Annotated in this window: 26 protein-coding genes and 1 pseudogene; 13 read left to right on the top strand and 14 right to left on the bottom strand. The window is 44.9% G+C overall.

Annotation, left to right across the window (positions count from 1 at the left end; translation table 11 throughout):
• Positions 1-79 precede the first annotated feature (79 nt).
• The gene (locus F7D47_RS02930) at positions 80-1,087 is read right to left on the bottom strand and encodes a LacI family DNA-binding transcriptional regulator (protein WP_117692317.1); all 1,008 of its coding nucleotides are present in this window, start codon (positions 1,085-1,087) and stop codon (positions 80-82) included.
• Between the two features lie 280 nt (positions 1,088-1,367).
• On the opposite strand from F7D47_RS02930, the gene F7D47_RS02925 reads away from it, so the two are divergent.
• The 5 genes from F7D47_RS02925 (at position 1,368) to F7D47_RS02905 (ending at position 6,228) form a co-directional block, all read left to right on the top strand.
• A complete protein-coding gene (locus F7D47_RS02925; protein WP_153086303.1) occupies positions 1,368-2,762 on the top strand; it encodes an MFS transporter in 1,395 nt (464 codons plus the stop codon).
• A gap of 59 nt (positions 2,763-2,821) precedes the next feature.
• A complete protein-coding gene (locus F7D47_RS02920; protein ID WP_022122051.1) occupies positions 2,822-3,871 on the top strand; it encodes a zinc-dependent alcohol dehydrogenase in 1,050 nt (349 codons plus the stop codon).
• A gap of 169 nt (positions 3,872-4,040) precedes the next feature.
• Positions 4,041-4,925 (top strand): carbohydrate kinase family protein, encoded by an 885-nt coding sequence (locus F7D47_RS02915; RefSeq protein ID WP_118080829.1) that lies wholly within the window; start codon positions 4,041-4,043, stop codon positions 4,923-4,925.
• A gap of 123 nt (positions 4,926-5,048) precedes the next feature.
• Positions 5,049-5,783: a hypothetical protein gene (locus F7D47_RS02910; RefSeq protein WP_153086304.1), complete on the top strand. Its 735-nt coding sequence runs from the start codon at positions 5,049-5,051 to the stop codon at positions 5,781-5,783.
• Positions 5,784-5,838: 55 nt separating this feature from the next.
• A complete protein-coding gene (locus F7D47_RS02905; protein WP_119227867.1) occupies positions 5,839-6,228 on the top strand; it encodes a VOC family protein in 390 nt (129 codons plus the stop codon).
• Positions 6,229-6,403: 175 nt separating this feature from the next.
• On the opposite strand, the gene F7D47_RS02900 is transcribed toward F7D47_RS02905, so the two are convergent.
• The 3 genes from F7D47_RS02900 to F7D47_RS02890 form a co-directional block, all read right to left on the bottom strand.
• Positions 6,404-6,736, bottom strand: a complete 333-nt coding sequence (locus F7D47_RS02900) for a cupin domain-containing protein (protein WP_022122055.1) — start codon at positions 6,734-6,736, stop codon at positions 6,404-6,406.
• Between the two features lie 64 nt (positions 6,737-6,800).
• Complete coding sequence (locus F7D47_RS02895) at positions 6,801-7,349, bottom strand: NUDIX hydrolase (RefSeq protein WP_153086305.1); 549 nt, start codon at positions 7,347-7,349, stop codon at positions 6,801-6,803.
• Positions 7,350-7,600: 251 nt separating this feature from the next.
• A complete protein-coding gene (locus F7D47_RS02890) occupies positions 7,601-8,440 on the bottom strand; it encodes a phospholipase/carboxylesterase (protein WP_022120867.1) in 840 nt (279 codons plus the stop codon).
• Positions 8,441-8,707: 267 nt separating this feature from the next.
• Between F7D47_RS02890 and F7D47_RS02885 the strand changes: the two genes are divergently transcribed.
• Genes F7D47_RS02885 through F7D47_RS02870 form a run of 4 tightly spaced genes read left to right on the top strand, consistent with a single transcriptional unit; the run spans position 8,708 to position 10,556 of the window.
• Entirely contained in the window at positions 8,708-9,169 is a 462-nt protein-coding gene (locus tag F7D47_RS02885; protein WP_153086306.1) for a peroxiredoxin, read from the top strand.
• Positions 9,170-9,178: 9 nt separating this feature from the next.
• On the top strand, positions 9,179-9,730 hold the full coding sequence (locus F7D47_RS02880) for a sugar O-acetyltransferase (RefSeq protein ID WP_119227872.1): 552 nt from the start codon (positions 9,179-9,181) through the stop codon (positions 9,728-9,730).
• A gap of 25 nt (positions 9,731-9,755) precedes the next feature.
• A complete protein-coding gene (locus F7D47_RS02875) occupies positions 9,756-10,019 on the top strand; it encodes a GlsB/YeaQ/YmgE family stress response membrane protein (RefSeq protein WP_022120864.1) in 264 nt (87 codons plus the stop codon).
• Positions 10,020-10,046: 27 nt separating this feature from the next.
• Positions 10,047-10,556, top strand: a complete 510-nt coding sequence (locus F7D47_RS02870) for an HD domain-containing protein (RefSeq protein WP_228113422.1) — start codon at positions 10,047-10,049, stop codon at positions 10,554-10,556.
• A gap of 94 nt (positions 10,557-10,650) precedes the next feature.
• Here the strand turns inward: F7D47_RS02870 and F7D47_RS02865 are convergent, their stop codons facing one another.
• Entirely contained in the window at positions 10,651-11,193 is a 543-nt protein-coding gene (locus tag F7D47_RS02865) for a beta-class carbonic anhydrase (protein ID WP_117587733.1), read from the bottom strand.
• Positions 11,194-11,230: 37 nt separating this feature from the next.
• Complete coding sequence (locus F7D47_RS02860) at positions 11,231-11,953, bottom strand: phosphatase (RefSeq protein ID WP_153086307.1); 723 nt, start codon at positions 11,951-11,953, stop codon at positions 11,231-11,233.
• Between the two features lie 160 nt (positions 11,954-12,113).
• On the opposite strand from F7D47_RS02860, the gene F7D47_RS02855 reads away from it, so the two are divergent.
• Complete coding sequence (locus F7D47_RS02855; protein WP_153086308.1) at positions 12,114-12,866, top strand: YaaA family protein; 753 nt, start codon at positions 12,114-12,116, stop codon at positions 12,864-12,866.
• A gap of 457 nt (positions 12,867-13,323) precedes the next feature.
• Here F7D47_RS02855 and F7D47_RS02850 read toward each other — a convergent pair whose 3' ends face one another.
• The 5 genes and pseudogenes from F7D47_RS02850 to F7D47_RS02830 all read right to left on the bottom strand — a co-directional run bounded on the left by F7D47_RS02850 (position 13,324) and on the right by F7D47_RS02830 (position 16,688).
• Positions 13,324-13,986, bottom strand: coding sequence for a hypothetical protein (locus tag F7D47_RS02850; protein WP_153086309.1), 663 nt, complete (start codon positions 13,984-13,986; stop codon positions 13,324-13,326).
• 336 nt (positions 13,987-14,322) lie between these two features.
• Positions 14,323-14,667: a HigA family addiction module antitoxin gene (locus F7D47_RS02845; RefSeq protein WP_117587730.1), complete on the bottom strand. Its 345-nt coding sequence runs from the start codon at positions 14,665-14,667 to the stop codon at positions 14,323-14,325.
• A gap of 7 nt (positions 14,668-14,674) precedes the next feature.
• Positions 14,675-14,989: a type II toxin-antitoxin system RelE/ParE family toxin gene (locus F7D47_RS02840; RefSeq protein WP_153086310.1), complete on the bottom strand. Its 315-nt coding sequence runs from the start codon at positions 14,987-14,989 to the stop codon at positions 14,675-14,677.
• Between the two features lie 428 nt (positions 14,990-15,417).
• Positions 15,418-15,672 (bottom strand): annotated as a pseudogene (locus F7D47_RS02835) (AAA family ATPase); the annotation flags it as partial.
• Between the two features lie 326 nt (positions 15,673-15,998).
• Positions 15,999-16,688, bottom strand: coding sequence for a hypothetical protein (locus tag F7D47_RS02830; RefSeq protein WP_153086311.1), 690 nt, complete (start codon positions 16,686-16,688; stop codon positions 15,999-16,001).
• A gap of 374 nt (positions 16,689-17,062) precedes the next feature.
• On the opposite strand from F7D47_RS02830, the gene F7D47_RS02825 reads away from it, so the two are divergent.
• The 3 genes from F7D47_RS02825 (at position 17,063) to F7D47_RS02815 (ending at position 18,174) form a co-directional block, all read left to right on the top strand.
• Complete coding sequence (locus F7D47_RS02825) at positions 17,063-17,215, top strand: hypothetical protein (protein WP_153083680.1); 153 nt, start codon at positions 17,063-17,065, stop codon at positions 17,213-17,215.
• A gap of 120 nt (positions 17,216-17,335) precedes the next feature.
• Positions 17,336-17,839 carry a hypothetical protein gene (locus tag F7D47_RS02820; protein WP_153083679.1) on the top strand — a complete coding sequence of 168 codons (504 nt, stop codon included), beginning with the start codon at positions 17,336-17,338 and terminating at the stop codon, positions 17,837-17,839.
• Positions 17,836-18,174, top strand: a complete 339-nt coding sequence (locus F7D47_RS02815; protein WP_117664301.1) for a helix-turn-helix domain-containing protein — start codon at positions 17,836-17,838, stop codon at positions 18,172-18,174. Before F7D47_RS02820 ends, F7D47_RS02815 begins: the two co-directional genes overlap by 4 nt.
• Before the next feature lie 114 nt (positions 18,175-18,288).
• On the opposite strand, the gene carB is transcribed toward F7D47_RS02815, so the two are convergent.
• The 3 genes from carB to F7D47_RS02800 form a co-directional block, all read right to left on the bottom strand.
• Positions 18,289-21,522: a carbamoyl-phosphate synthase (glutamine-hydrolyzing) large subunit gene (carB, locus tag F7D47_RS02810; RefSeq protein ID WP_153086312.1), complete on the bottom strand. Its 3,234-nt coding sequence runs from the start codon at positions 21,520-21,522 to the stop codon at positions 18,289-18,291.
• Between the two features lie 61 nt (positions 21,523-21,583).
• Positions 21,584-22,660, bottom strand: a complete 1,077-nt coding sequence (gene carA / locus F7D47_RS02805) for a glutamine-hydrolyzing carbamoyl-phosphate synthase small subunit (RefSeq protein WP_040553026.1) — start codon at positions 22,658-22,660, stop codon at positions 21,584-21,586.
• A 75-nt stretch (positions 22,661-22,735) separates the two neighbouring features.
• Positions 22,736-24,619, bottom strand: coding sequence for an amidophosphoribosyltransferase (locus F7D47_RS02800; RefSeq protein ID WP_006847423.1), 1,884 nt, complete (start codon positions 24,617-24,619; stop codon positions 22,736-22,738).
• Positions 24,620-24,630 lie beyond the last annotated feature (11 nt).

The following is a 24,630-nucleotide window of genomic DNA, read 5'->3' as shown; positions in this document are numbered from 1 at the left end:
TAGATGATACACCCGTTTCTTTTATTACTGTTTCCTGAAACAGCTTTTTTTATGCAGATTCCTGAAGCCGATACCTTTATTAAGTAGATTCCCTTATCACTGTTTCACCTCTCAATGCAATTTCCTCTATCCTTCTATAACCATCGGCAATATGCTCCAGCAGCAGTCGGCAACTTTCCTGCGCCATTTTCTCAATAGGCTGCTCCACTACCGTCAACTGAGGATGAACCAAGGTAGCCAAGGCTGTGCCAGACATGCAGCATAACGCCACATCCTCCGGAATGCGCAAGCCACGCTTCTGGATAGCACTCTTGGCTCCCAACACAGCTGTCTCCGTAAAGCCAAATACCGCATCAAAGGGCACATTCTTCTCCAGGAAACGCTCCATCACCCAACTACCCTCTTCAGCCGACAATGCTGGCGACAAGACATCTTGCGCCTGATACTCTATATGAAACTTTTCTAGCGCATCCCGATAGCCCCTCAATCGTTCATAGCTGTTTCGGATATAAGCAGGTCCCGGGATATGAATAATATGCTTATACCCCTTACGCAACAAAGCCTCCACCATGAAAAACGACATGATGTAATCGTCCATGTGAACCTGTGAAGCCTTTACCTTCTCCACCGTTCTATCGAAAAACACGATGGGAATGCCCCTTTCTATCACCTTATTATATAGGTCCACATTATGCTCCTTATCGCATGCACTCATCAGGATGCCATCCACACGCAGCTGCTCCATCATCAGAATGTTCTCTCTCTCCTGCTCAGGATTCTCGTTAGAGATGGCAATCATTACCTTATACCCCTGCTTTCGCAAGATGGCTTGAGCTTCATTGATAAAGGTCATATAAAACGTTGTAACGATTTCGGGGATGATGATGCCGATGTTATGAGTACTCTGCTGGCGAAAGTTCACAGCCAGTTCGTTGCGATGATAGCCCATCCTCTCGGCAGTTGCCAATATCTTCTGCAAGGTTTCCGCCTTCACATTACCCGTATCTCCCGAAAGAGCACGCGAAACGGTGGACTTGGAAATCCCCAACTCCCTTGCAATGTCCATGATGGTTACATATTTTGCCATATCTCTTTTTGGTTTCTTGTTATATGTGCCTGCAAAGATACTTATTTTCCACGAAAGCAACAACAAAAAACAGAGAAATCTTTTTGGGAACGGTTGCGGAAAATGGGAACGGTTGCGGGAACGGTTGCGAAAAAAGAGTCGTTTTTTTTCTTGTTTCTTCTGCAAAATCGTTCTATCTTTGCAGCGTGAAAAGGAAAAACGATTTCTCAAATCGCTCTATTCCTACACAAAACAAAGAATAAACAACATTAAGTATCACAATCAAACCTAAAAAAAGGATATGGAACAAGATTCTAAATTTCAAGCGAACTGTTCGCTAGAGAACAATTCACAGGGAAAGGTTCCCTTCATCAGTAAGCTCGCCTATGGCATGGGCGATGTGGGCTGCAACTTCAGTTGGATGTTCGTGGGCAATTTCCTCATGATTTTCTACACCGATGTGTTCGGAATCAGCATGAGTGCCGTAGCAACCCTGATGCTTGTTTCCCGATTCTGGGACGCCATCAACGACCCCATCATCGGCACACTTACCGACAAGACCCACACCCGATGGGGACGATTCCGCCCATGGCTGCTCTTCGGAGCTCCTATCACGGCACTGGTACTGATACTCACCTTCTGGGCCCATCCGGAATGGAGCCAGACCGCCAAGATTATCTATATGGCAGTAACCTACTGCATCCTGGTGCTGGGATATACCTGCGTGAACCTGCCTTACGGCACACTCTGCGGAGCCATGACACAAGACATCGATGAGAGAGCCAAGCTCAACACCAGCCGTTCGGTGAGCGCCATGATGGCCATCGGAGTAATCAACATCGTAACCGTTCCGCTCATCAGCTGGTTTGGCGCAGGCGATACCAAATATGGTTATCTGGCAGTGGCAGTACTCTACGGCATCATCTTCGCCGCCTGCCATCTGTTCTGCTTCCACAAGACCAGGGAAGTGGTAGAAGTTCCTGTGGGACAGAAGCTTCCTTTAAAGGTGCAGCTTCGCTCCGTGATGAAGAACAAACCCTATCTGCTCGCCCTCTTAGGACAGTTGCTCTTCGGTTTCATCCACTACGGACGCAACGCCGACATGCTCTACTATTTCACTTATGTAGAAGGTTCGGCAACGCTCTTCTCCTACTATTCCATGGCCATCATCGTGCCAAGCATCATAGGTGCCGCCTGCTTCCCTCTGGTATTCAGAAAAACGGGCAACAAGGGTTTCACGGCAGCCATCTTCGCTTTCCTCACCGGTATTACGATGATAGGTCTGTACTTCTTCAGCCCTAACGGCAGCGCCATCATGTTCTATCTGTTCTCAGCTTTGTCGTGGTTCTTCTTCTCAGGCTTCAATACAGCCATCTATGCCATCATACCCGACTGTGTGGAGTATGGCGAGTGGAAGACGGGCATCAGAAACGACGGATTCCAATACGCCTTCATCTCGCTGGGCAACAAGATAGGAATGGCACTCGGCACATCGCTTCTCGCCATTGCCCTGGGCAGTGCAGGATACGTAAGCAACGCCATGCAGAATCCGGAAGTATTAAGCATCATGCACCACGCCTTCAGCACCATTCCTGGAGTATTGTGGATTATCACCGCAGGATGTCTCTGCTTCTACAAGCTCAACAAGAAGCAATACAAGCAGATCATGACCGATCTGGAGAATAAGAAGAAATAAAAAAAACGGGATCTTTTATCCCACCAACATAACAATAACAATTTCAAAACATTATAATTATGAGACAGGCAATATTGGTAGAACCAAAGCATATCGAATTCAAGGAAGTAGCAGAACCAAAGGCAGCAGACTTAACTGCTCATCAGGTTCTCGTCAACATCAAGCGCATCGGCATCTGCGGTAGCGAGATTCACTCGTACCACGGTCTTCACCCAGCTACCTTCTACCCAGTGGTTCAGGGACATGAGTACTCTGGAGTGGTTATGGCTGTAGGCAGCGAAGTTACCGTCTGCAAGCCTGGCGACCATATCACCGCTCGCCCACAGTTGGTTTGCGGCAAGTGCAACCCTTGCAAGCGCGGACAGTATAATGTTTGTGAGCACCTGCGTGTTCAGGCTTTCCAGGCAGATGGTGCAGCACAGGATTTCTTTGTAGTAGATGACGACCGCGTGGCTAAGTTGCCAGAAGGCATGAGCCTCGACTATGGTGCCATGATTGAGCCTTCAGCCGTTGGTGCCCATGCCAGCAACCGCACCGATGTGAAGGGTAAGAATGTAGTAGTGAGCGGTGCAGGAACCATCGGCAACCTCATAGCCCAGTTCTGCATTGCCCGTGGCGCCAAGAATGTACTCATTACCGATGTAAGCGATCTCCGCCTGGCTAAGGCTCGCGAATGCGGCATCAAGCACACCCTCAACATCACCAAGAAGACCTTGAAGGAGGCAGCCCAGGAACTTTTCGGTGAGGAAGGCTATCAGGTAGGTTTCGAGGTAGCAGGTGTAGAAGTTTCCATCCGTTCGCTGATGGAGACCATCGAGAAAGGTAGCGACATCGTGGTTGTGGCAGTCTTTGCCAAGGACCCAGCCCTCAGCATGTTCTATCTGGGCGAGCATGAGTTGAGACTCATCGGTTCAATGATGTATCGCCACGAGGATTATCTCACAGCCATCGATTATGTCAACAAGGGTATCGTTAACCTCAAGCCACTCGTAAGCAACCGCTTCGCCTTCGAGGAATACGATGATGCCTACAAGTTTATCGACGCTCATCGCGAAACAAGCATGAAGGTTCTCATCGATTTCGAACAGAAACCAGGAGAGAAGAAGTAAAGAGATAGAAGAGAAGAAACATACTGCAAACGATTGCAGAAATTGGAAACGATTGCGGGAACGTTTGCAGAAAGTTTAGATGATTTTTCTTTGTGAAGGTAGCTGAAAAATGCTACCTTTGCAACAGAAATCAAATAACATCTCTAACATTCTTAAAGTAAAAATGACAATGGAAAAGAAACAATCAGTGATAGGTATCGGTGAGGCACTCTTCGATGTGCTTCCAGAAGGAAAGAAGCTAGGTGGCGCTCCAGCCAACTTTGCTTACCATGTTTCGCAGTTCGGACTCAATAGCTGTGCGGTCAGCGCAATGGGCGATGATGAGTTGGGCAAGGAACTGGAGAAGGAACTCAACGATCACCATCTCAACTATCAGATAGACAAGGTAGCCTACCCTACAGGCACCGTCCAGGTTTCACTCGATGCCAACGGCATTCCTTGCTACGACATCAAGGAGGGAGCAGCCTGGGACAACATTCCTTACACCCCAGCCCTGGAGGATTTGGCAAAGAACTGCACCGCAGCCTGCTTCGGTTCACTGGCTCAGCGCAATGAGGTTTCCCGTAACACTATCTACCGCTTCCTCGACCACATGCCTGAGGGAGAAGGAATCCTCAAAATCTTCGATATCAATCTCCGTCAGGGATTCTATACCAAGGAGATTATCACCGAGAGCATCAAGCGATGCAACATCCTCAAGATCAACGACGAGGAATTGATCACCGTAAGCCGCATCTTCGGTTATCCGGGCATCGACCTGGAAAACAAATGCTGGCTCCTCTTGGGCAAGTACAATCTGAAGATGCTCATTCTTACCTGCGGCGTAAACGGCAGTTATGTATTCACCCCTGGCGAAGTTTCTTTTATCGAGACACCGAAGGTGGAAGTGGCAGACACAGTGGGTGCCGGTGATTCATTCACAGGCGCATTCGTGGCAAGCATCCTGAAGGGTAAGAGCGTAAAGGAAGCTCATGAATTGGCAGTAAAGGTTTCGGCATTCGTCTGTACCCAGAACGGAGCCATGCCGGTCTTGCCTAAGGAATTTACAAGATAAGCCCTTATTTGCCCAAATTATATGCAAATTATAATTATCTGTAATATATGGTTTAAGTAATTAGTTAACGTTTATAAGGTTCATAGTTAGTTAGGTTCAAAAAGTTTATTTTGTAGTAAAACCATGAAAAGAATTGTAGTTATTGTTTTGATGATGGCTGCTTGCCTGGGAAATGCCCAGGCACAGCTCCATCTGAAAGCCAACGTGCAGAACAATCATCTGTGGCGTGGCATGGAAGTTTCCGACGGCATCGTCCTCCTCACCGACCTGAGCTATACGATGGCCAATGACCACGTTACCGTGGGACTTTGGGGAGGCTGCAACTCGGAAGGCTCCTACAAGGAGTTTAACCATTATCTGAATCTGAAGGCTGGCGGTTGGGGATTCGCCCTGTGGGACACCTACAACTTCTCCCCTGGTGCCACCTATAATAATAAGGAATACTGGAACTACTCAGCCCATACCACGGGCCGATTCCTCGATGCTACATTAAGCTACCGGTTTCAGAACGAGAAGTTTCCACTGCTCCTGAGCTGGTCAACGGTAGTCTTCGGACGCGACCGCAACAGCGATAATACCAAGCAGAAATATTCCACCTTCGCCTATGCAGAATACCCTATCTACCAGAAGGATGGCTGGAAGGTTGATGCAGGAGTAGGTGGAGCCTTCGCCCTGAACAGAGCTGGCGAAGATGCCCACTTCTTTGGAACCACGGCAGGCATCGTTCACGTATCGCTGCAAGCCACCCACGACCTCAAGCTCGGCAACTACACCGTTCCGGTTTACGCCAAGGGCATGTGGAATCCGCAGAGCAACCAGAGTTATTTCCAGATTGGAGCAGAAATCATCCGCTTCTAAATCTTCAATACACAAAAAAGTTTTATCATAACAATCATCTAAACACAGATTCATTATGAAAATCAAAGATTTTACAACAGGTGTGCAGCACATCGGCATTCCTACCAACGACATCAACAAGACCATTGAGTTTTATCATGCCTTGGGCTTCGAGACAGCCCTCCGCACAGTGAACGGCACCGAGGAAGTAGCCTTTCTCCAGCTCCACAATCTCATCATCGAGACCTATCAGAACCATCAGGCAAAGATGGAATATGGAGCCATCGACCACATCGCCATCGATGTAAAGAACATAGAGGATCTCTTCCTGGTAGTGAAGGAAGCAGGAACCTTCAAGATGCTGGATCAGCAGGTAAATGGTCTTCCATTCTGGGAGAACGGCGTAAAGTTCTTCACCATCGAGGGTCCAAACAAGGAGAAAATCGAGTTCTGCGAGAAACTATAATCAGCAGCATATTCTTTTAGATTAAAACAGATGACTATAGCAACATAAGAGAGAGATAAGAATGATGAAAGTCCAGCTTGGAGCCTTTTTATAAGAGAGGCATCCGAGTTGGACTTTCTTTTTTCATTTTCCTCAGGAGGAATATAATATGGTTTTCCTTGATACTCCAGGGATATTAATGATGCTCAGGCACAATGGCGAGATACACCAGATCATGATCTGTGAGATTCTCCATATAATGAGCGTGGTTCATAGGACAATAATGCACCTGTCCCTGTCGAACCTCTTCTACGGTATCATCATAATGGAAAGTAGCAGTGCCGCTTACCACATAGATAATCTCGCAGTTGCCCTCATGAGTATGAAGACCAGTTGATGCACCCGGACGCAAGGTAGAATACATAATCTTCACCTTGTCATCCACATAGTTACGAGTATCGAGTTTACCCTGTCCACCCTTGAAGCCCTCCAAATGAGCCTCAGCAATCTTTTCGAAATCTATTACCATCTTTATAATGTTTAGTGTTTAATGTCTAATATTTACTTGGCTTTTATAAAAGAAGCCCTGCAGCTTACTTTGCTTTCGCAAAATACTTCCATAGCGGAGCCGCCATCAGGCTTTGCCAGATTTCTCCCTTCTCCAGCATATCCATCACTTCATCCCTGGAGAAGAGGCGAATCTCGATATCCTCAGCCTGGTCAAGATGCTGAACATCCATACGCTCCACATCCGTAGCCAGATAGCAATGGGTAAGATTGGTATGCGTACTTGGGTTGGCAGAAATCGTCATCCACTTCTGCCAGTTTCCGCCACCGAATCCAGTCTCTTCCATCAGCTCTCGCTTGGCAGCAACCATCGGGTCTTCGCCCTTCTCTATCACTCCTGCGCAGAGTTCATTCACCGTCTTACCTATCGCATAGCGATACTGGCGAACGAAGACGAACTCTCCCTCCTTCGTAATGGCGATGGTGTTCACCCAATCGGGATATTCCAGCACGTAATATTCATCGATAATGGCTCCCGTAGGCAATTCCACCTTATCCACTCGTGCCGTGAGCCATGGCTTCTCTATCAGATACTTCTGCGAGAGCGTCTTCCATTTCATATCTTTATCAGCCATTTTCTTACTTCATTTAAAAAACTGGATTTTCTTTATTTTAATTGATGGTGCAAAAGTACGAAAAAAGATTGAAAAGAGAAAAGTTTACTTGTTATTTCTTTCCCAAAAACAGAATCTAAAACCTTTATGCCATTCTTAGCCCCTAATTTTAAAAAAAACAGTATCCTTGCAAGGCATAAAATTCATTCGCATAAAGGGATTTAATCAAATAAAAAGACATCATGGCAGAACATCTTATTATAAAAGATTCCTTAATATTCATTTCCCTCTTGCTTGATCACACTCGGACCATCGATGAGTTCAGGCTGAGGGGCATTTCGGTTTACATCACCATATGCTCTGCCCAGATCACTCATCGTAATACTGATGTTGCGGTTCACGGGTCTGTCTTTATTTAATAGACTGTGCGAGAAGAGCCACTGATAGGTTTTCTTCAGATAAAACACGCGAGCAGGGGTACCGTGATTGGCACCCTTCCACCAGTCGTATATCAATCGGGTATCCTTGCCATCCTTCACAAGTTTATCTACCACCACCTTCGATTGCTTGACCGGTACTGCCCTATCTGCTGTGCCATGGATAATCCAGAAAGGCAAATCGCCCAATCCACTCACATCCTTATACGAACAGCCGCCACACAGCGCCATGCCAGCAGCTATCCTATCGGGATAAGTAGCACAGACATCCATGGTGCCATAACCGCCCAAGCTCATGCCCAAGACATAAACCCTATTAGAATCGCATGGGTAATTCTTCTTCACCCAGTCTAGCATATCCATGATTTTCTTCGGATTCCAAGCTCCTCCCGGATTCTGCGGAACGATGGTCAGCGCATCGATATCGCGCCCCTTGACGATGGCATCAAGCGGTCCGTATCTTCTCACCTTATTCAGATTCTTGCCGCAAAGACTGGCACCATGCAGAAAGATGATGACCGGTGTCTGCTCTTGCGAATAAAAATAATCTACTGGCGTATAAACCCAGAAGTTGTAACCTCCCGGAATCTCATCTTTCACAGCTCGCAGAAAGTCGTAAGCCGACATGCTGCATACGGAAAGACAGAATAATATAAACAAAAATATCTTCTTCATTTTCTTCCTTTTTTACCTGTTTAGTATCACGCTCCCTGTTTCATACCATGAACGTTCATCACACAAAAGTAAGTAAATATCAGCATATTACCAAATATCCTCCCTATATTTTTCTTTTTTTTATCCAAAAGAAAGATTCGTTTAAACTTCCAGGTAGAAAGATAAACAACGATTATTTGTGTTAAAAATCATAAGAATCACATCGGTTCGCATTATTTTTATTATCTTTGCATCATAACAAGACATATAATAAATAAATATAGAATTATGAATGTAGGAGATAAAATACCAGAGATTCTTGGCATTGACCAGGACGGACGTGAGATAAAGGCAAGCGACTACCGTGGTCGCAAGATAGTGCTCTACAGTTATCCGAAGGCTAACACCAGCGGATGCACTGCCGAAGCCTGCTCCCTGCAAGCACATAAGGAGAAGCTGGCAGCAGCCGGTTACGAGATTATCGGCGTGAGCAAGGACAAGCAGGCTCTGCAGAAGAAGTTTGCCGAAACCAAGGGTTTGCAGTTCCCTCTTATCGCAGATACCGAAACCACCCTACTGCAGGAACTCGGCTGCTGGGGCGAGAAGGTAACCTGCGGCAGAAAGACCATCGGCATCCTCCGCACCACCTATCTCGTCAACGAAGAAGGCGTCATCGAAAAGATCTTCACTCCAAAGGAGATCAAAACCAAGATTCATGCAGAGCAGATTCTGGATTACATCCATCAATAGAGAACAAAGATGACAGAATTTGAAAAAATGAGAAACAGCGAGCTCTATGATTTCAGCAACAAGGAAGGCATGAAAAGCATAGAGCACGCCAACCGTCTCTGCTGCCGCCTACAGACGCTAACCCTGTTTGATGAAGACTATCGAACCATTATCGAAGAACTGATTCCTGGCATTCCAGCTTCAGCCACCATCTGTCCACCCTTCCACTGCGACCATGGTCACGGCATCAAGGTGGGTGAGAATGTATTCATCAACTATGGCGCCACGATGCTCGATGAAGGCTGGATTACCATCGGCAACCGCACCCTGATAGGTCCGAACTGCCAGCTGGTAACCCCTAACCACCCCATCAATTATATGGAACGACGCAAGCCAGTAGAAACAGGCTTCCCCATCACCATTGGCGAGGATTGCTGGCTGGGCGCAGGAGTCATCGTCTGCCCTGGAGTAACCATCGGCAACCGCTGCGTAATCGGTGCCGGCAGCGTAGTGGTCAAGGATATTCCTGATGACTCCATGGCTGTGGGAAATCCGGCAAGAGTTATCAGAAAGCTCAGATAACAAGAAAAAATAAAATCAAAAGAGTATGTTAGAACACATTGCAGATTTCACAGCGTGGCCAATCCTTACGGGAATTTTCATTGGCTATATTGCCAACCGCATCATGAGCGGCGAAGGCAAAGGATGTTGTATGAACCTATTCATAGGTATTGTGGGCAGTTATGCCGGCGCCATCATCAGCAATCTGCTGAACATAGAACTGTTTGGCAAGGGTTATCTTACCAACTTCGTCTTCTGCGTCATTGGCGCCATAGCGGTATTGTGGATTTGGAAGAAACTCTTCGATTAGTATTCTTTTTATTGGTTAAAACATAAAATGATGACAAACAAGGAATTGATACTCGCCAATCTGATGAGGGCGATGATAAAATATGATGGTGGCGATGCGCCTCGCATCCAGCATTTCGTGAAGGTACACGACTTTGCCCGTATGATTGCAATAGCAGAAGGAATGACCGGAGAAGACCTCTTCGTGCTCGAAGCAGCAGCCATTCTTCACGATGTAGGCATTCACGTTTCAGAAGCCAGATACGGCAACTGCGATGGCAAGCACCAGGAAGAACTGGGTCCTGGCGAGGCAAGAAAAGTACTGTCAGAAGTAGATGGATTCACAGCCGCACAGATAGAAAGAATCTGCTGGCTCATTGCCCATCATCATACTTATAAAGATGTTACCAGCCTCGACCACCGCATTCTGCTCGAAGCTGATTTTCTGGTGAATTCCTTCGAAGACCATCTTGCTCTTGAAGGCATCATCACCTTCCGCAATCATGTCTTCCGCTCGGAATCAGCTATCAGAATGCTGAATGATATGTGGGGGCTGTAACGAAAGTTACTTTCTTGGAAAGAGCATCATAGAGGGAAGGTGAAAGTACAACAAACTGCTGTTATGTGTTTTATTTAAAACTAATACCTTTATTCTATTTCACTTCTGTCAGTTTGCCCGTCTGTGAGTCAATGATATAGCCATGAAGATTGACGTCTTTTGGTACGAGAGGGTGTGTACGGATCGTATTGATGGTATTCCTTACAGAATCCTCTGTGTCGTGGAATCCCTCCAGCCAATGGTCGAGGTCGATGCCGCAAAGCCCGATGGTATCGATAACATTCTGATGGATGCCACGTTTGAGCATCAATTTCTTCATCTGCTGTCCGTTCATGTGGCATGCACCGCAGTTGGAGTGGGCTATGACCATGATTTCCTCTACACCCAATTCGTAGATGGCTACAAGGAGACTACGCATGGCTGAGTCGAAAGGACTGATAACCAGTCCACCGGCGTTCTTGATGAGTTTGGCATCTCCGTTCTTCAGACCCAAAGCTGCTGGCAGAAGCTCAGTGAGGCGGGTGTCCATACAGGAAAGAATGGCAAGTTTCTTGTCTGGATATTTACTCGTAAGATACTTTTCGTAAGCCTTACTGGCTACGAAGTTTTCATTATACTTGATGATTTCTTCTATAATCATAGTCATGTAAATTGAAATGTGAAACTAAATTTTCCTATTTCTCAGGGGTTGGCTTGAGGTAAGCCATGAATTTCTCTGGCTGATAGTTGAGAACCAGCTCATCCGGGAACTCTGCTTTTTCTACCAGTGGCATAATGTTACTGTAGTCGGCAATCATCGCAGAGAAGTGGGCATCACTTCCGAAGATGACTGGAGTTTCATACTTCTTGGCAAGTTGCAGCAGTTCCAGATTATTGGGAGCAGCCACAGTCTTGTGGCGGATGGGAGCCATAGAATGGTTGTTGATTTCAAGCAAGGTATGCGTCTCCCTGGAAACTTTCATGAGTTCTTCGAAATCCAGTTCTGCCGTACCATCGCCGGGATGAGAGATAATCTGCACGAAGGGATTGCGCATGGCATTGATGACACCCTGCGTATTCTCCTCCTTACTTCCTCCCTGCCAGCAAAGGCTATGGATGCCTGCTATTCGGATATCCAGCATACGCCAGTAATCCTCGTCGAGATCGATATCTCCCTTCGTATTGAGAATGTTGAGTTCTGCTCCAAGCATCAGTTTGATTCCATAGAGCTGGCGTGGAACACAATGAAGGTTTCTGAAATAGATAGGATCACAGGTACCCGGGATATTGGGACCGTGCTCTGTGATTCCCAAAATATCCAACCCTTTCTTCTTTGCTGTCAAGGTCATTTCCTGCAAACTGCTGAAGGCATGACCTGATGCTATTGTATGTGTATGAACGTCTAATAATGTTTTCATGGGGCAAAGGTAACAAATATTTATAGATTACACAAGAAAAAGTACTATATAATGCTCGTTTTATAAAAAATTTTAATTTTATGGGATTTTTCTTGGCTATTTAGCATTGTATATTGATTTTTTCTTATCTTTGCAGGTACAATTCAAAAGATTGATTATTATGCAGATATTATTGGCAAATGCCAAAATCATGTTTGAGAAGGCAGACAGGAAGCCTATCTCCGTGCCACTATTCCAATCAGTTGCCAATGACTTGGCCAAAGAAATGGCAATGATGAATGTAGAGAAATTGGCTAAGCAACTGGATTGCAGCAGCAAGATTGCAATGACGAACTGGAAGCGATATCATGATTTTATGGCAACCGAAAAGATGCCTGCTATCCTGGCTTACAATGGTCAGGCATACAAACATTTGCGTGCCAGTTCTTTGAGCGAGGAGTCGTTAGAGTATGCCCAGAAACATCTCTGGATTACCTGCTTCCTTTATGGATTGCTTCGACCGTTGGATGGCATTGTACCTTATCGTATGGAGCATTGCGTATCGCTCGAAGCTACAAACGACAAGCCTATCAATCAGTTCTGGAAAGACAAACTGACAGATGTTCTCATCGATAGTGTGAAAGCTGACGATGGTATACTCATCCATCTTTCTACAGAGGAATATGAACATCTGTTCGATTGGAAGAGAGTATGTAAGGAGATAAAGGTCATTCAGCCACTCTTTTATGTCCGCCAGAAAGACGGCAGATTGAAGATGCAGGCTGTATGGGCTAAATCTTGCCGTGGAGCCATGGTGAGATATATCTTGAATAATCAGCTTCTTACTCCAGAGGAACTGGCAGGCTTCAGTTACGAAGGTTTTGAATATGAGCCTGAATTAGGAGAAGCTGCTTTTCCTCATTTCGTTCGTTGAAATAGAACAAAAGCAAACGAACGTTATAAAAGGAAGATGCTGTATGTTTGGATTGAATGGGAGCACCCAATATATCATAGAAGTATCATCATTTTACGATTGTACAACTAAAAAGTGTATAGTTGTACAACTAAAGAGGGTATAGTTGTACGACTAAAAGGTGTTGTCACTAGGCTCAGCAGAGGTGCTGACTGCAGTCAGCAGACCTGCTGACTAGGCTCGGCAGAGCTGCTGAGCCTAGTGGCAATGTCTGAGAAGGTTTATGCTTGTACTCTAAAAGACGCTAGTTCTGACTCCAGGAAACGCTTCTTTTAACTCTCGGAGACGTATCCTTCAACGAGAAGAGACGCTTCATTCAAGTTAAGGAGACGCTTCATTCAACGAGAAGAGACACTTCATTCAAGTTAAGGAACCGATTTCGTCAACCTAAAGAGCCGTTTCAACAACTACGTCTTAGTTACTCCTTCTTCCACAAACGATAGAGCGTTATAGGACCTTCCTTGGTAGCATACATTCTGGCAGCCGGTTCCTCACAGAGATCATTCAACACCTTATTGGCATGATAGCGGGTGACACCGAATTCACGAATCATATCCTTCACCGTGATATAACCCTGCTGCTGACAAATCTCTACAATATCAGCAAACTCCTTATCCGCCTCTTTTGGAGTAGATTTCACACTCCAATACTGTCGGCTGCAACCATTAGAGTGGCGCTTCAGCCTCTCCAGAAACTCCTTCGTGGGCTGAATTTCCAAGCCGCAGATATCCACCTCATTGGCTGGAATCAGATCCCCCTCATGATAGGTCCTTTTCCATTCGATTCCATTCTTGTCCTTATGCTTCACCATCCCCAGCTTAGGCTTGACGATAAACATATCGCCTACCCTCACCTCGTTGCCATCCGCCAGGGCGTAAAGCGTTTCATCCTCCAGCGTTTCCAATGCGGAGATAAAGGACGAAACGTTCATCGCACAATGATCGCGAACACGCTTTTCCATCTTCTCCCTGTCAACGATATCCTGTTTCACGAACATCGGATGTATCTGATACTTACCGCTTTCGTCCTTCAAGGGCGTGCGATGCTCTAAATAATTGATTGAACCTGTTGCTCTAGCCATATTCTTAGTTGTTTTGATTCCTTAAAAGATTATGCGCAAAAATACTGATTATTAGCGAGATAAGCAATTATTTTATGTTAACTTTGTTAAAAGATAGAGTTATAAAGACATGTTTTGTGATAAAAGATAGAGATATAAATGGGTGTTTTGTAATAAAAGATAGAGTTATCAGACTCTATACATTATGATTATCTGTGTAAAAAATCAAATCAGCAAGTATACCAGAAGTCTTAAGACGTTGATATACTTGCTGATTATATTATCCCAAGCAACGAGACAAGTAGCCAATGCAACAAGTTACAAAATCTATATTATCACTATTCATATCTTCTGTTTTTACAAGGCTGCAGCCACCCTTCTTACTTTTGCCAATCTCGTCATAAAAGTAGAATCACTTTTAGTAGATTGCAGATTATATCTCATCTGCATTTTCAACAAAGGCTCAGCATTCACTCCAAGTGCAGCCTCAAAGAGCAGGGCCGTTTTTTCCGTTACTGGGCGACGAGCATTCAGAATTTCGTTCAGGGCAGAATAAGCAATCCCCATTTCCTCCGCCAACTGGCGCTGAGAGATTCCACGGTATTCTATCTCATCCTTCAGAACATCCCCTGGATGCGTAGGAAAAGCTGGAGTCATCTCGTTTGCTCGCATTTCCTTTGTTGTTTTATTATCGTTGCTCATAGCTATATTATTTATAATGGTTTGACAATTCAGTTATATTACATATGGTTGCAATAGTTTGACCATCCTCAAATTCTTCTTCAAATTCTATTCGATATTGGTCATTCACTCTTACCGAGGACAAAACTTCTTTATTTCCTTCTAACCGTTCATAATTGAGAGAATTATATTTCCATAGACCTTGAACGTTATCTTCCGATATCATAAGGTCTATCACTCGAATATACTTTCTAACTATTTGCGGTTGAAAGCGATGCTTTTTATCAGATTTGCCAGATCTATATAGATCACGCAGATAATCCTCGTTGAAATTTACTATCATAACCTTAATGTTTTGATGCTGCAAAGATAATATTTTAATTCGATATTCACAAATTTTGTGAAGGAAACTTTTGCTTAACAACTATAATTGTGATTATCTGTGTTAAAATTCACAAGAACACCTCATTTCTCATTATTTTTTATTACCTTTGCCCCAAATAACAATTTAAAACAAAGGATATGAGCACATCAACTAATGCGATTACTCCCGATTTGCAAGCGAAGCTTGACAAAGCGAGAGAAGAAATTCATAATGGACAATGTATCACATTGAAGTCGCATGATGATATTGACAATTACTTTGCGAGTTTATGATTTATACAATCATTACTTCCAAGAGTGCTGAAGATGTCATCAAGAAATGGACGAAATCCAATCCAAAGCTATTCAAAAAATACCAAAAAATCTATCATGAACTGGTAGATCACCCAAGAACAGAACCTGGTAAATTCCTTGCAGGGATGTAGGGTGCTGACCTATCCACAAATTACCGAAGAGTTTTTCGAAACTCTCCTTCTGATTACAGTCATAGTAAGAGTAGAACATACTGAGAAACAGACTCTTTCCAAAACGACGGGGACGGATGAAGAAGAGATTGCGAGGCTGCTTCTCCAGCTCTGGCAAAAACATCGTCTTATCGACATAATATAGATTCAGACTCATCACCGTGGCGAAATCAGACACTCCGTATGGTACTTGTTTTACTTGCTATTTCATCATGCTATGAAATTTAACCAGTTTATATGTGCAAAGTTACGGCTTTATTTTGAAACAACCAAAGTTTTCACTGCTTTTTTGTTTAAAATCGAGTAGCAGGAAAACGAAGCAGTTTTCTTCCTACTCTCGTTTTCCGAACTCTTACACCACCGTACGTGCCGTTCGGCATACGGCTGTTCCTATTTTTGGTGCCACTCAAGATATATCCTCATTAAAGTAGATTTCTCTTGGCATATGTCCTACTAGTTTGACCAAGTATCTCCACAAGCCAACTTATTCTTGCAGTCTGCTACTTATGGCGTTACATTGATAAACTTTTGGTAGTCAGCTTCACTTATTTCAAAATATTGTTTGTCAATGTCCGCACCATGCGAGTTCTTTATGAACTTAAATCTGATAGAACAACCATCTGTTGCTTTATAAATAATGAAAGACAGTTTCAGTGGATACAACTTACTCATAGAAGTCTGGATGATGTCTTCGTCTATTATATTTCTTTCTAATTCACTTTTCATTGGAGCTGGAAGATTCAATATAATTGGTGAATTGGAAAGGTTTCGAAGTTTCTTCATATCTTCCTCGGTAAACATTAAGAAAATCTTTTCTTTCCAATATTGCCAATCTTCACGAATATTAGGATATCTATATGCTCCGTTATATTTTTCCCATACCAAAACATAATAAGGAATATTATTTAGTTTTATAGTTTTAAATTGAAGACTAATAATATTGTTAAAACAATCTGACAAGAAGATGGCATTTTGTTTTGTCTGAGTTCTGATTTTTTTGCTAAGTTTTTTAGCTTTTATGCAGTTAACCCAGTCAATCCATTCACCTGTATTGTGGTCATAAGCCCAACCAATAACTTTGTTAAGTATTACCCCTTCATTGTTAAAATAAACTTTAGACCGGTTCACTCTTTTTTGTCCTAAGCATGTTATAGAAAATACAATGCAAAGTGAAAGAATTAAATAACGTTTCATCTTATCCTAATTTCCGCAACACTATAATTTAATACTTTTTATAAGCACCCTAGCAACAAAAAGTTGCACAGATTTTTGACATATCAGAAATTTCACTTATTTTAGTGTTGCATTTAAAAACAAATAAAACTCTGAATGACATGGCAAAAGTACAAATAAAATCTGAGAAAATCACTTCTTTTGAAGTTTTTTTCGATTATAGAGTTATTTGATGCTGCAAAGTTACGACTTCATTTTGACATACCAAAAGTTACCACTACTTTTTTGGTGCACCCTTATCATTTGACTATAAATCTCAAAAACTACAAGAAAAGTTTGGCTGTTTCGATTATTCAGCGTATCTTTGCTACAATAATAAAAGAAAGGAAAGCTATATGGAAACAAAAGAAAAGAAGATACAAGTTCATACTATAGACAACAAAGACATCGACAAGTTTTTCCCTGCTCATAGCGAGATTACAATGTCTCCACTTCCGAAAGGACACATAGCACGACTCGCTACCATCCACAAGGTTAAGATTCAATAAAAAACTTCAGGGGGAGTATGCCCGCTATCAAAAAAAGATAAACATAAAAGTAAAGTTTAACATAATATTCTTGCAAAAATCAACTTTTATGTTTATCTTTGCAGAAAAATTATAAGTTATATGGAAAAGAACTTATTAATAGAGCTATTAGAAACTGGAGAAAAAGTCAGCCTTTATTCTCCAAGATTCGAGGGTGAGGAATATACCGAATTTGAGAAATTCCTTCTCACCTATAAGGACCAATATGCCCAAGATGTACAAATCCTCATTAGAAGGATTGATATTATCAAAGAAAATGGTGCAGAAGATAGATTCTTCAGATATGAAGGAAGCAAACGTGACAGGGTGATGGCACTACCCTCTCATCTTGATACATCTAATTTAAGATTGTATTGCCTTAATATCAGCCATAAGATTTTAATCTTAGGTAATGGTGGTATAAAGAAAACTCAAACATATCAAGAAGATGTAAATCTGCATAGAGCCGTACAAAACTTACAAAAGATAGACATTATTATAAAGAAACTTGAAAATAGAAGAATCATAACAATCAATGGTACAAATTTACATGGACCACTTGAATTGACTATAGATATCGACTATAATAAGGAGGATTTAATATGAAAACAAATAAACTGATGGATGAAATCCGCAAGTCAACTCCTGCGGACACAAACAAACAAGTCGACTTATGCGTTGCTATTGCCAACAGAGTCTTTGAACTATTACAGGAACGAAATATGAAACAACGTGATTTTGCAAAGGCTCTTGGCAAGACTGAAACAGAAGTAAGTCGTTGGCTGAGTGGAACACATAATCTCACATTAGCTACAATTGCAAAGATGGCGACGGTTCTTGGTGATGACATCATTACCACAACACAGAGCCATCGTCCATACAAACTTCCAAATACGCAAAATGTAGCTATGATGGTAGCTGAGGATATGTGCAAAAAATAGTCATACAAATAATAAAAAATCCCTGCCATAGGAAGCCTTTCCTACAGCAGGGATTTTTCTATTGGGAATCATCAAGAATGACGAAACTGTCAATTCTTAACTATTAACTATCAACTATTTATACTCTCCCCAAGCCTTGATGTCGATATCCTCGAGCTTGGTGGTGCAGAATGCATAGATGAATGCACTCGCCAGACGGCTGTTGGTAATCAATGGCACGTTCAGGTCGATAGCTGCACGACGAATCTTGTAACCATTGCTCAACTCGCTGCTGGTCAAGTTCTTAGGAATATTCACTACCATATCTATCTCATGGTTGTGGAGCATCTCCAAAGCCTTAGGCGCACCACCTTCTGCCTCCTCTGATGGCCAGAGTACACGGGTGTTCTCAATGCCATTCTCGGTGAGGAACTTGCTACTACCACCGGTTGCATACAGCTTGTAGCCATGCTTAACCAGCATCTGGCCAGCATCGAGCAAATCTACCTTCTGCTTGGCAGAACCTGTAGAAAGCAGGATGTTCTTGGCTGGAATGCGATGACCCACAGAAAGCATACTCTTCAGAAGTGCGGTAGATGTATCGTCGCCCAAGCAACCTACCTCACCCGTACTGCTCATATCCACACCCAATACTGGGTCTGCCTTCTGCAAACGGTTGAAGCTGAACTGAGATGCCTTGATACCTACATAGTCGAGATCGAAGAGGTTCTTGTGTGGCTTCTCTACTGGCAAACCGAGCATTACGCGGGTAGCCAACTCGATGAGGTTGATCTTCAATACCTTGCTCACGAATGGGAACGAACGGCTGGCACGCAAGTTACACTCGATAACGAGAATATCATTGTCACGAGCCATGAACTGGATGTTGAACGGACCGTTGATGTGCAACTCCTTGGCAATCTGACGACCAACTCGCTTTACACGACGAACTGTCTCAACATACAACTTCTGAGGAGGGAACTGGATGGTTGCATCGCCTGAGTGAACACCGGCAAACTCGATGTGCTCGGAAATCGCATAGGCAATCACCTCGCCATTCTTTGCCACTGCATCCATCTCAATCTCCTTGGCATGTTCGATAAACTTACTAACTACCACTGGGTGATCCTCACTTACATTGGCAGCCAACTGCAGGAATCGCTTCAGCTCATCCTCGTTAGAACATACGTTCATCGCAGCGCCCGAAAGCACGTAGCTAGGACGAACCAATACAGGGAAACCTACACGCTCGATGAAGTTGTCGATGTCCTCCATAGAGGTCAGGGCGCTCCACTCTGGCTGGTTGATGCCGTTGTTGGTCAACATCTGAGAGAACTTGGCACGGTCCTCAGCGTTATCGATGTCCTTGGCAGCAGTACCCAGGATTGGCACGTTCTGTGCATCCAGATGCATAGCCAGGTTGTTTGGAATCTGACCACCGGTAGATACGATGACGCCATGAGGCTGCTCCATCTCGATGATATCCATCACACGCTCGAAGGTCAACTCGTCGAAGTAGAGACGGTCGCACATATCGTAGTCGGTAGATACGGTCTCTGGGTTGTAGTTGATCATCACTGAGCGCCAACCTTCCTTGCGGATGGTGTTCAATGCCTGAACGCCACACCAGTCGAACTCTACTGAAGAACCGATGCGGTAAGCACCTGAACCGAGTACGATGATAGAACGGTGGTCGTTCTCGAAGGTGATGTCGCTCTTCACGCCAGCGTAAGTTACATAGAGGTAGTTGGTCTGAGCAGGATACTCTGCTGCCAGGGTATCAATCTGCTTTACTACAGGCAGGATGCCATAGCTCTTGCGCTTGTTGCGAACCAGCAGGGCAGCCTTGTGCATGTTGCCCAACTCCTGCTCCAAACCCACGGCACGGGCTACCTGGAAGTCGGTAAAACCGTAAACCTTAGCGGTGCGGAGCAAATCCTGGTCAAGAGTATTGATGTTGCACTTCTTCATCGCCTCGTCGATGTCGATGATGTGCTTCAACTTCTCAAGGAACCACTTGTCAATCTTGGTCAAGTCGTGAATCTGATCTACGGTATAGCCCTTGTGCATTGCCTTTGAAATCACGAACACACGCTTATCTGTTGGCTCGCGCAAAGCTGCATCGATATCATCGATTTCAAGCTCCTTGTTCTCTACGAAACCGTGCATGCCCTGACCAATCATACGAAGACCCTTCTGGATAGCCTCCTCGAAATTGCGGCCGATGGCCATTACCTCACCTACTGACTTCATAGATGAACCCAACTCCTTATCTACGCCACGGAACTTAGACAAGTCCCAACGTGGAATCTTACAAACTACGTAGTCCAATGCTGGCTCGAAGAAGGCAGATGTGGTCTTGGTAACAGAGTTCTTCAACTCGAACAGACCGTAGCCCATACCGAGCTTGGCAGCAACGAAGGCAAGAGGATAACCGGTAGCCTTAGATGCCAAGGCAGAAGAACGGCTCAAGCGGGCATTCACCTCGATTACACGATAATCCTCGCTCTTAGGGTCGAAGGCATACTGCACGTTACACTCACCCACGATTCCGATGTGACGGATAATCTTGATGGCGAGGGCACGGAGCTTATGATACTCAGAATTGCTCAGGGTCTGAGATGGAGCGATGACGATACTCTCACCAGTATGGATTCCCAGTGGGTCGAAGTTCTCCATGTTACAAACTGTGATACAGTTGTCGTAACGGTCGCGAACTACCTCATACTCAATCTCTTTCCAGCCCTTCAAACTCTTCTCTACCAATACCTGTGGAGAGAAAGAGAAAGCCTTCTCAGCGAGTTTGTTCAGCTCCTCCTCGTTGTCTGCGAAACCGGAACCGAGACCACCCAAGGCGTAAGCAGCACGGATGATGACAGGATAGCCGAGTTCGGCAGCAGCCTTGCGAGCCTGCTCGATGTTCTCGCAAGCCTCACTCTTGATGGTCTTCACATTGATTTCATCCAACTTCTCTACGAAGAGCTCACGGTCCTCAGTATCCATGATAGCCTGTACTGGAGTACCCAATACCTTGACATTATATTTCTCCAGGATGCCCTGGCGATAGAGTTCTACACCACAGTTGAGGGCTGTCTGACCACCGAAGCTGAGGAGGATACCGTCTGGATTCTCCTTCTGGATAACACGCTCTACGAAGTATGGCTGCACTGGCAGGAAGTAAATCTGGTCGGCAACACCTTCTGATGTCTGTACGGTTGCGATATTCGGGTTGATGAGCACAGTCTCGATACCTTCCTCGCGCAATGCCTTCAGGGCCTGCGAACCTGAGTAGTCGAACTCACCTGCTTCACCGATCTTCAAGGCTCCAGAACCTAAGAGGAGCACCTTCTTTATATTTTCGTCTTTCATTATTTTCCTAAATTACAATAAAATCATTCGAATTCTTCACTCTTCGTTCTTCACTCTTCACTTATTTGAGTGTTTCTACGAACTTATCAAACATGAACTCTGTATCCACTGGACCAGAGCAAGCCTCTGGGTGGAACTGGCTTGAGAACCAAGGGTTCACCTTGTGGCGGATACCCTCGTTAGAGCCATCATTCATATTTACAAAGAGTTCCTCCCAATCGTTGCCCAATGTCTTGGCATCAACGGCATAACCGTGGTTCTGAGAGGTGATGTAGCAATTGTTGGTTCCTACCATGCGCACAGGCTGGTTGTGTGAACGGTGACCATACTTCAACTTGTAGATAGTAGCACCGGCTGCCTTAGAAAGCAACTGGTTACCCATACAGATACCGCAGATAGGCTTGCGGCTCTGACTGATCTGCTTGCGAATAATGTTTACTGCATCCTCGCACATATCCGGGTCACCAGGACCATTGGCAAGGAACAATCCGTCGAAGTCCATATCGGTGTAATCGTAATTCCATGGCACACGGATCACCTCTACGCCTCTGTTGATGAGGCAACGGATGATGTTTGCCTTCACACCACAGTCAACGAGTACCACCTTCTTGCCGGCACCCTCGTTATAACGGATAATCTCCTTGCAGCTCACCTGGTCAACGAAGTTTACACCCTCATAGTTAGCTTCAGGGATGTTGTCTGGTTCATCATCAAAGAGAATCTTACCCATCATCACACCATGCTCACGAAGCACCTTAGTCAACTCACGGGTATCGATGCCTGTGATTCCTGGCACCTTTTCGCGCTTCAACCAGTCGGCAAGACTCTCCACTGCATTCCAGTGGCTGTACTGCTCGCTGTAATCATTCACGATGATGGCAGAAGCATAAATCTTGTCACTCTCCATGAAGGTTGGCAAACCATTCTCCTCAAAAGTAAATGGTGGCACACCATAGTTGCCCACGAGAGGGAATGTAAGTGTCATCAACTGACCGGCGTAAGAAGGGTCGGTCAAACTCTCTGGATATCCCATCATGGCTGTGTTGAACACAACCTCGCCCGCTACAGGGGCATCATATCCAAAAGATTTGCCATGGAACTTGGTTCCATCGCTCAAAACTAAGGTTACTTTTTTCATATCTGACATTTGATTCTTTTATTTCATACTTATAAGAGCAAATGAATTCTTCACTCTTCGTTCTTCTCTATTCACTTATTTATGATAAACGTTTTCGATGTAGTTTACAAACGACTGGTTGCAGAGCTTCGTGCCGCCTGGGGTTGGATAATGACCGGTGAAATACCAGTCGCCCTTGTGGTTTGGAATCGCCTCGCGCAAGCCCTCAATGCTCTGGAATACAAGCTGGATAGGAGTAGTCATGCCCTCTGGGCGAAGCATCTCAACAATCTTCTCGTTGATTTCCTCGGTGCTGAATGGCTTGTAGATGGAGCGTACCGGATTGATCTGCTCCTCCTTTGGCTTTGCCAATTCTGCCTTGCAAGCCTCATAGGTCTGCTCGATAAGGTCTTCCATCTTGCGCTCTTTCAAAAGCTGGATGGCAGCACGGAAGACGCAGAACTCTTCCAGTCTTGCCATATCGATGCCGTAGTAATCCGGATAGCGGATCTGAGGGGCACTGGAAACCACTACAATCTTCTTAGGATGCAGACGGTCGAGGATGCGGAGAATACTCTCCTTCAGGGTAGTACCACGCACGATACTATCATCGATAATGACAAGATTATCCACATTCGGCTCGATGCTTCCGTAGGTTACATCATACACATGGCTCGCCAGGTCGTTACGGCTGTTGCCCTCGGTGATGAAGGTACGGAGTTTGATATCCTTCCATGCTATCTTCTCTGAGCGGACGAAGTCGCCGAGGATTTCGTATAATTCTTCTTTTGATGGAACATGGTCGAGGTTGGCAATCTGCTCTATCTTGGTCTCATTAAGATACTTCTTGAAACCGCTCAACATGCCATAGTAAGCCACCTCGGCAGTGTTCGGGATATAGCTGAACACGGTGTGGTCTACATCATAATCCACAGCCTTCAGGATAGGCTGGGTCAACTGCTCGCCCAACTGCTTACGCTCCTTATAGATATCCTTGTCGGAACCACGACTGAAGTAGATGCGCTCGAATGAGCAGGCTGAATCGCCCTTCTGCTCCATGATGCGCTCGATGCTGCACTCTCCGTTCTTCTTCACGAGAAGCGCCGTGCCCGGCATCAGTTCCTGCACTTCCTCAGCCTCCAGGTCGAAGGTGGTCTGGAGTACAGGGCGCTCGCTGGCTACTACCACGATTTCATCGTTCTTGTAATAGAACGCAGGACGGATGCCCCAAGGGTCGCGCATAGAGAACATTTCACCCGAACCGGTGATACCGCAAACCACATAACCGCCATCAAAGTTCTTCATCGTGGTCTTGAGTACATTGCTCATCTTCACGTGGTCTTCTATATAGTTGGTGATATCGGTATTCTGCATCTCCATCGCCTTAGCAGCTACGAAGTTGCGCTCCACCTCTCTGTCCAGACGGTGGCCCATCAGTTCAAGCATGATGTAGGTGTCGCTGTAGATGCGAGGACTCTGGCCCTGCTTGGTAAGTTCCTCGAAGATTTCATCTACGTTGGTCATGTTGAAGTTACCACAAAGGCAGAGGTTCTTCGCCTTCCAGTTGTTACGTCGCAGGAATGGATGCACATACTGAATACCACTCTTTCCGGTGGTACTGTAGCGCAGGTGTCCCATATAAAGTTCGCCTGCAAAAGGCAGTTCCTCTTTAGCGAACTTTGCATCAGCAAGCTGCTCGGGAGTCAGGCTCTTGAAGTTGGCATTCGCCTTGCCGAAGATTTCGGTCACGGCATTCTTGCCCTCTGCACGCTCACGGAACATATACTCATGACCAGGCTTACCGCCCAGTTTGACACAAGCCATACCAGCACCCTCCTGGCCACGGTTGTGCTGCTTCTCCATCATCAGATAGAGTTTGTTGAGTGCGTACATCCAAGTACCATACTTCTGCTGGTAATACTCCAGTGGCTTGAGCAATCTGATCATTGCTACACCACACTCATGTTTCAATGGTTCCATCTCTCTATTAT

Source organism: Segatella copri (assembly GCF_009494835.1).
Classification (GTDB): domain Bacteria; phylum Bacteroidota; class Bacteroidia; order Bacteroidales; family Bacteroidaceae; genus Prevotella; species Prevotella copri_F.
The sequence above is the reverse complement of the archived record's forward strand: the minus strand, read 5'-3'. Positions and strand labels throughout refer to the sequence as shown.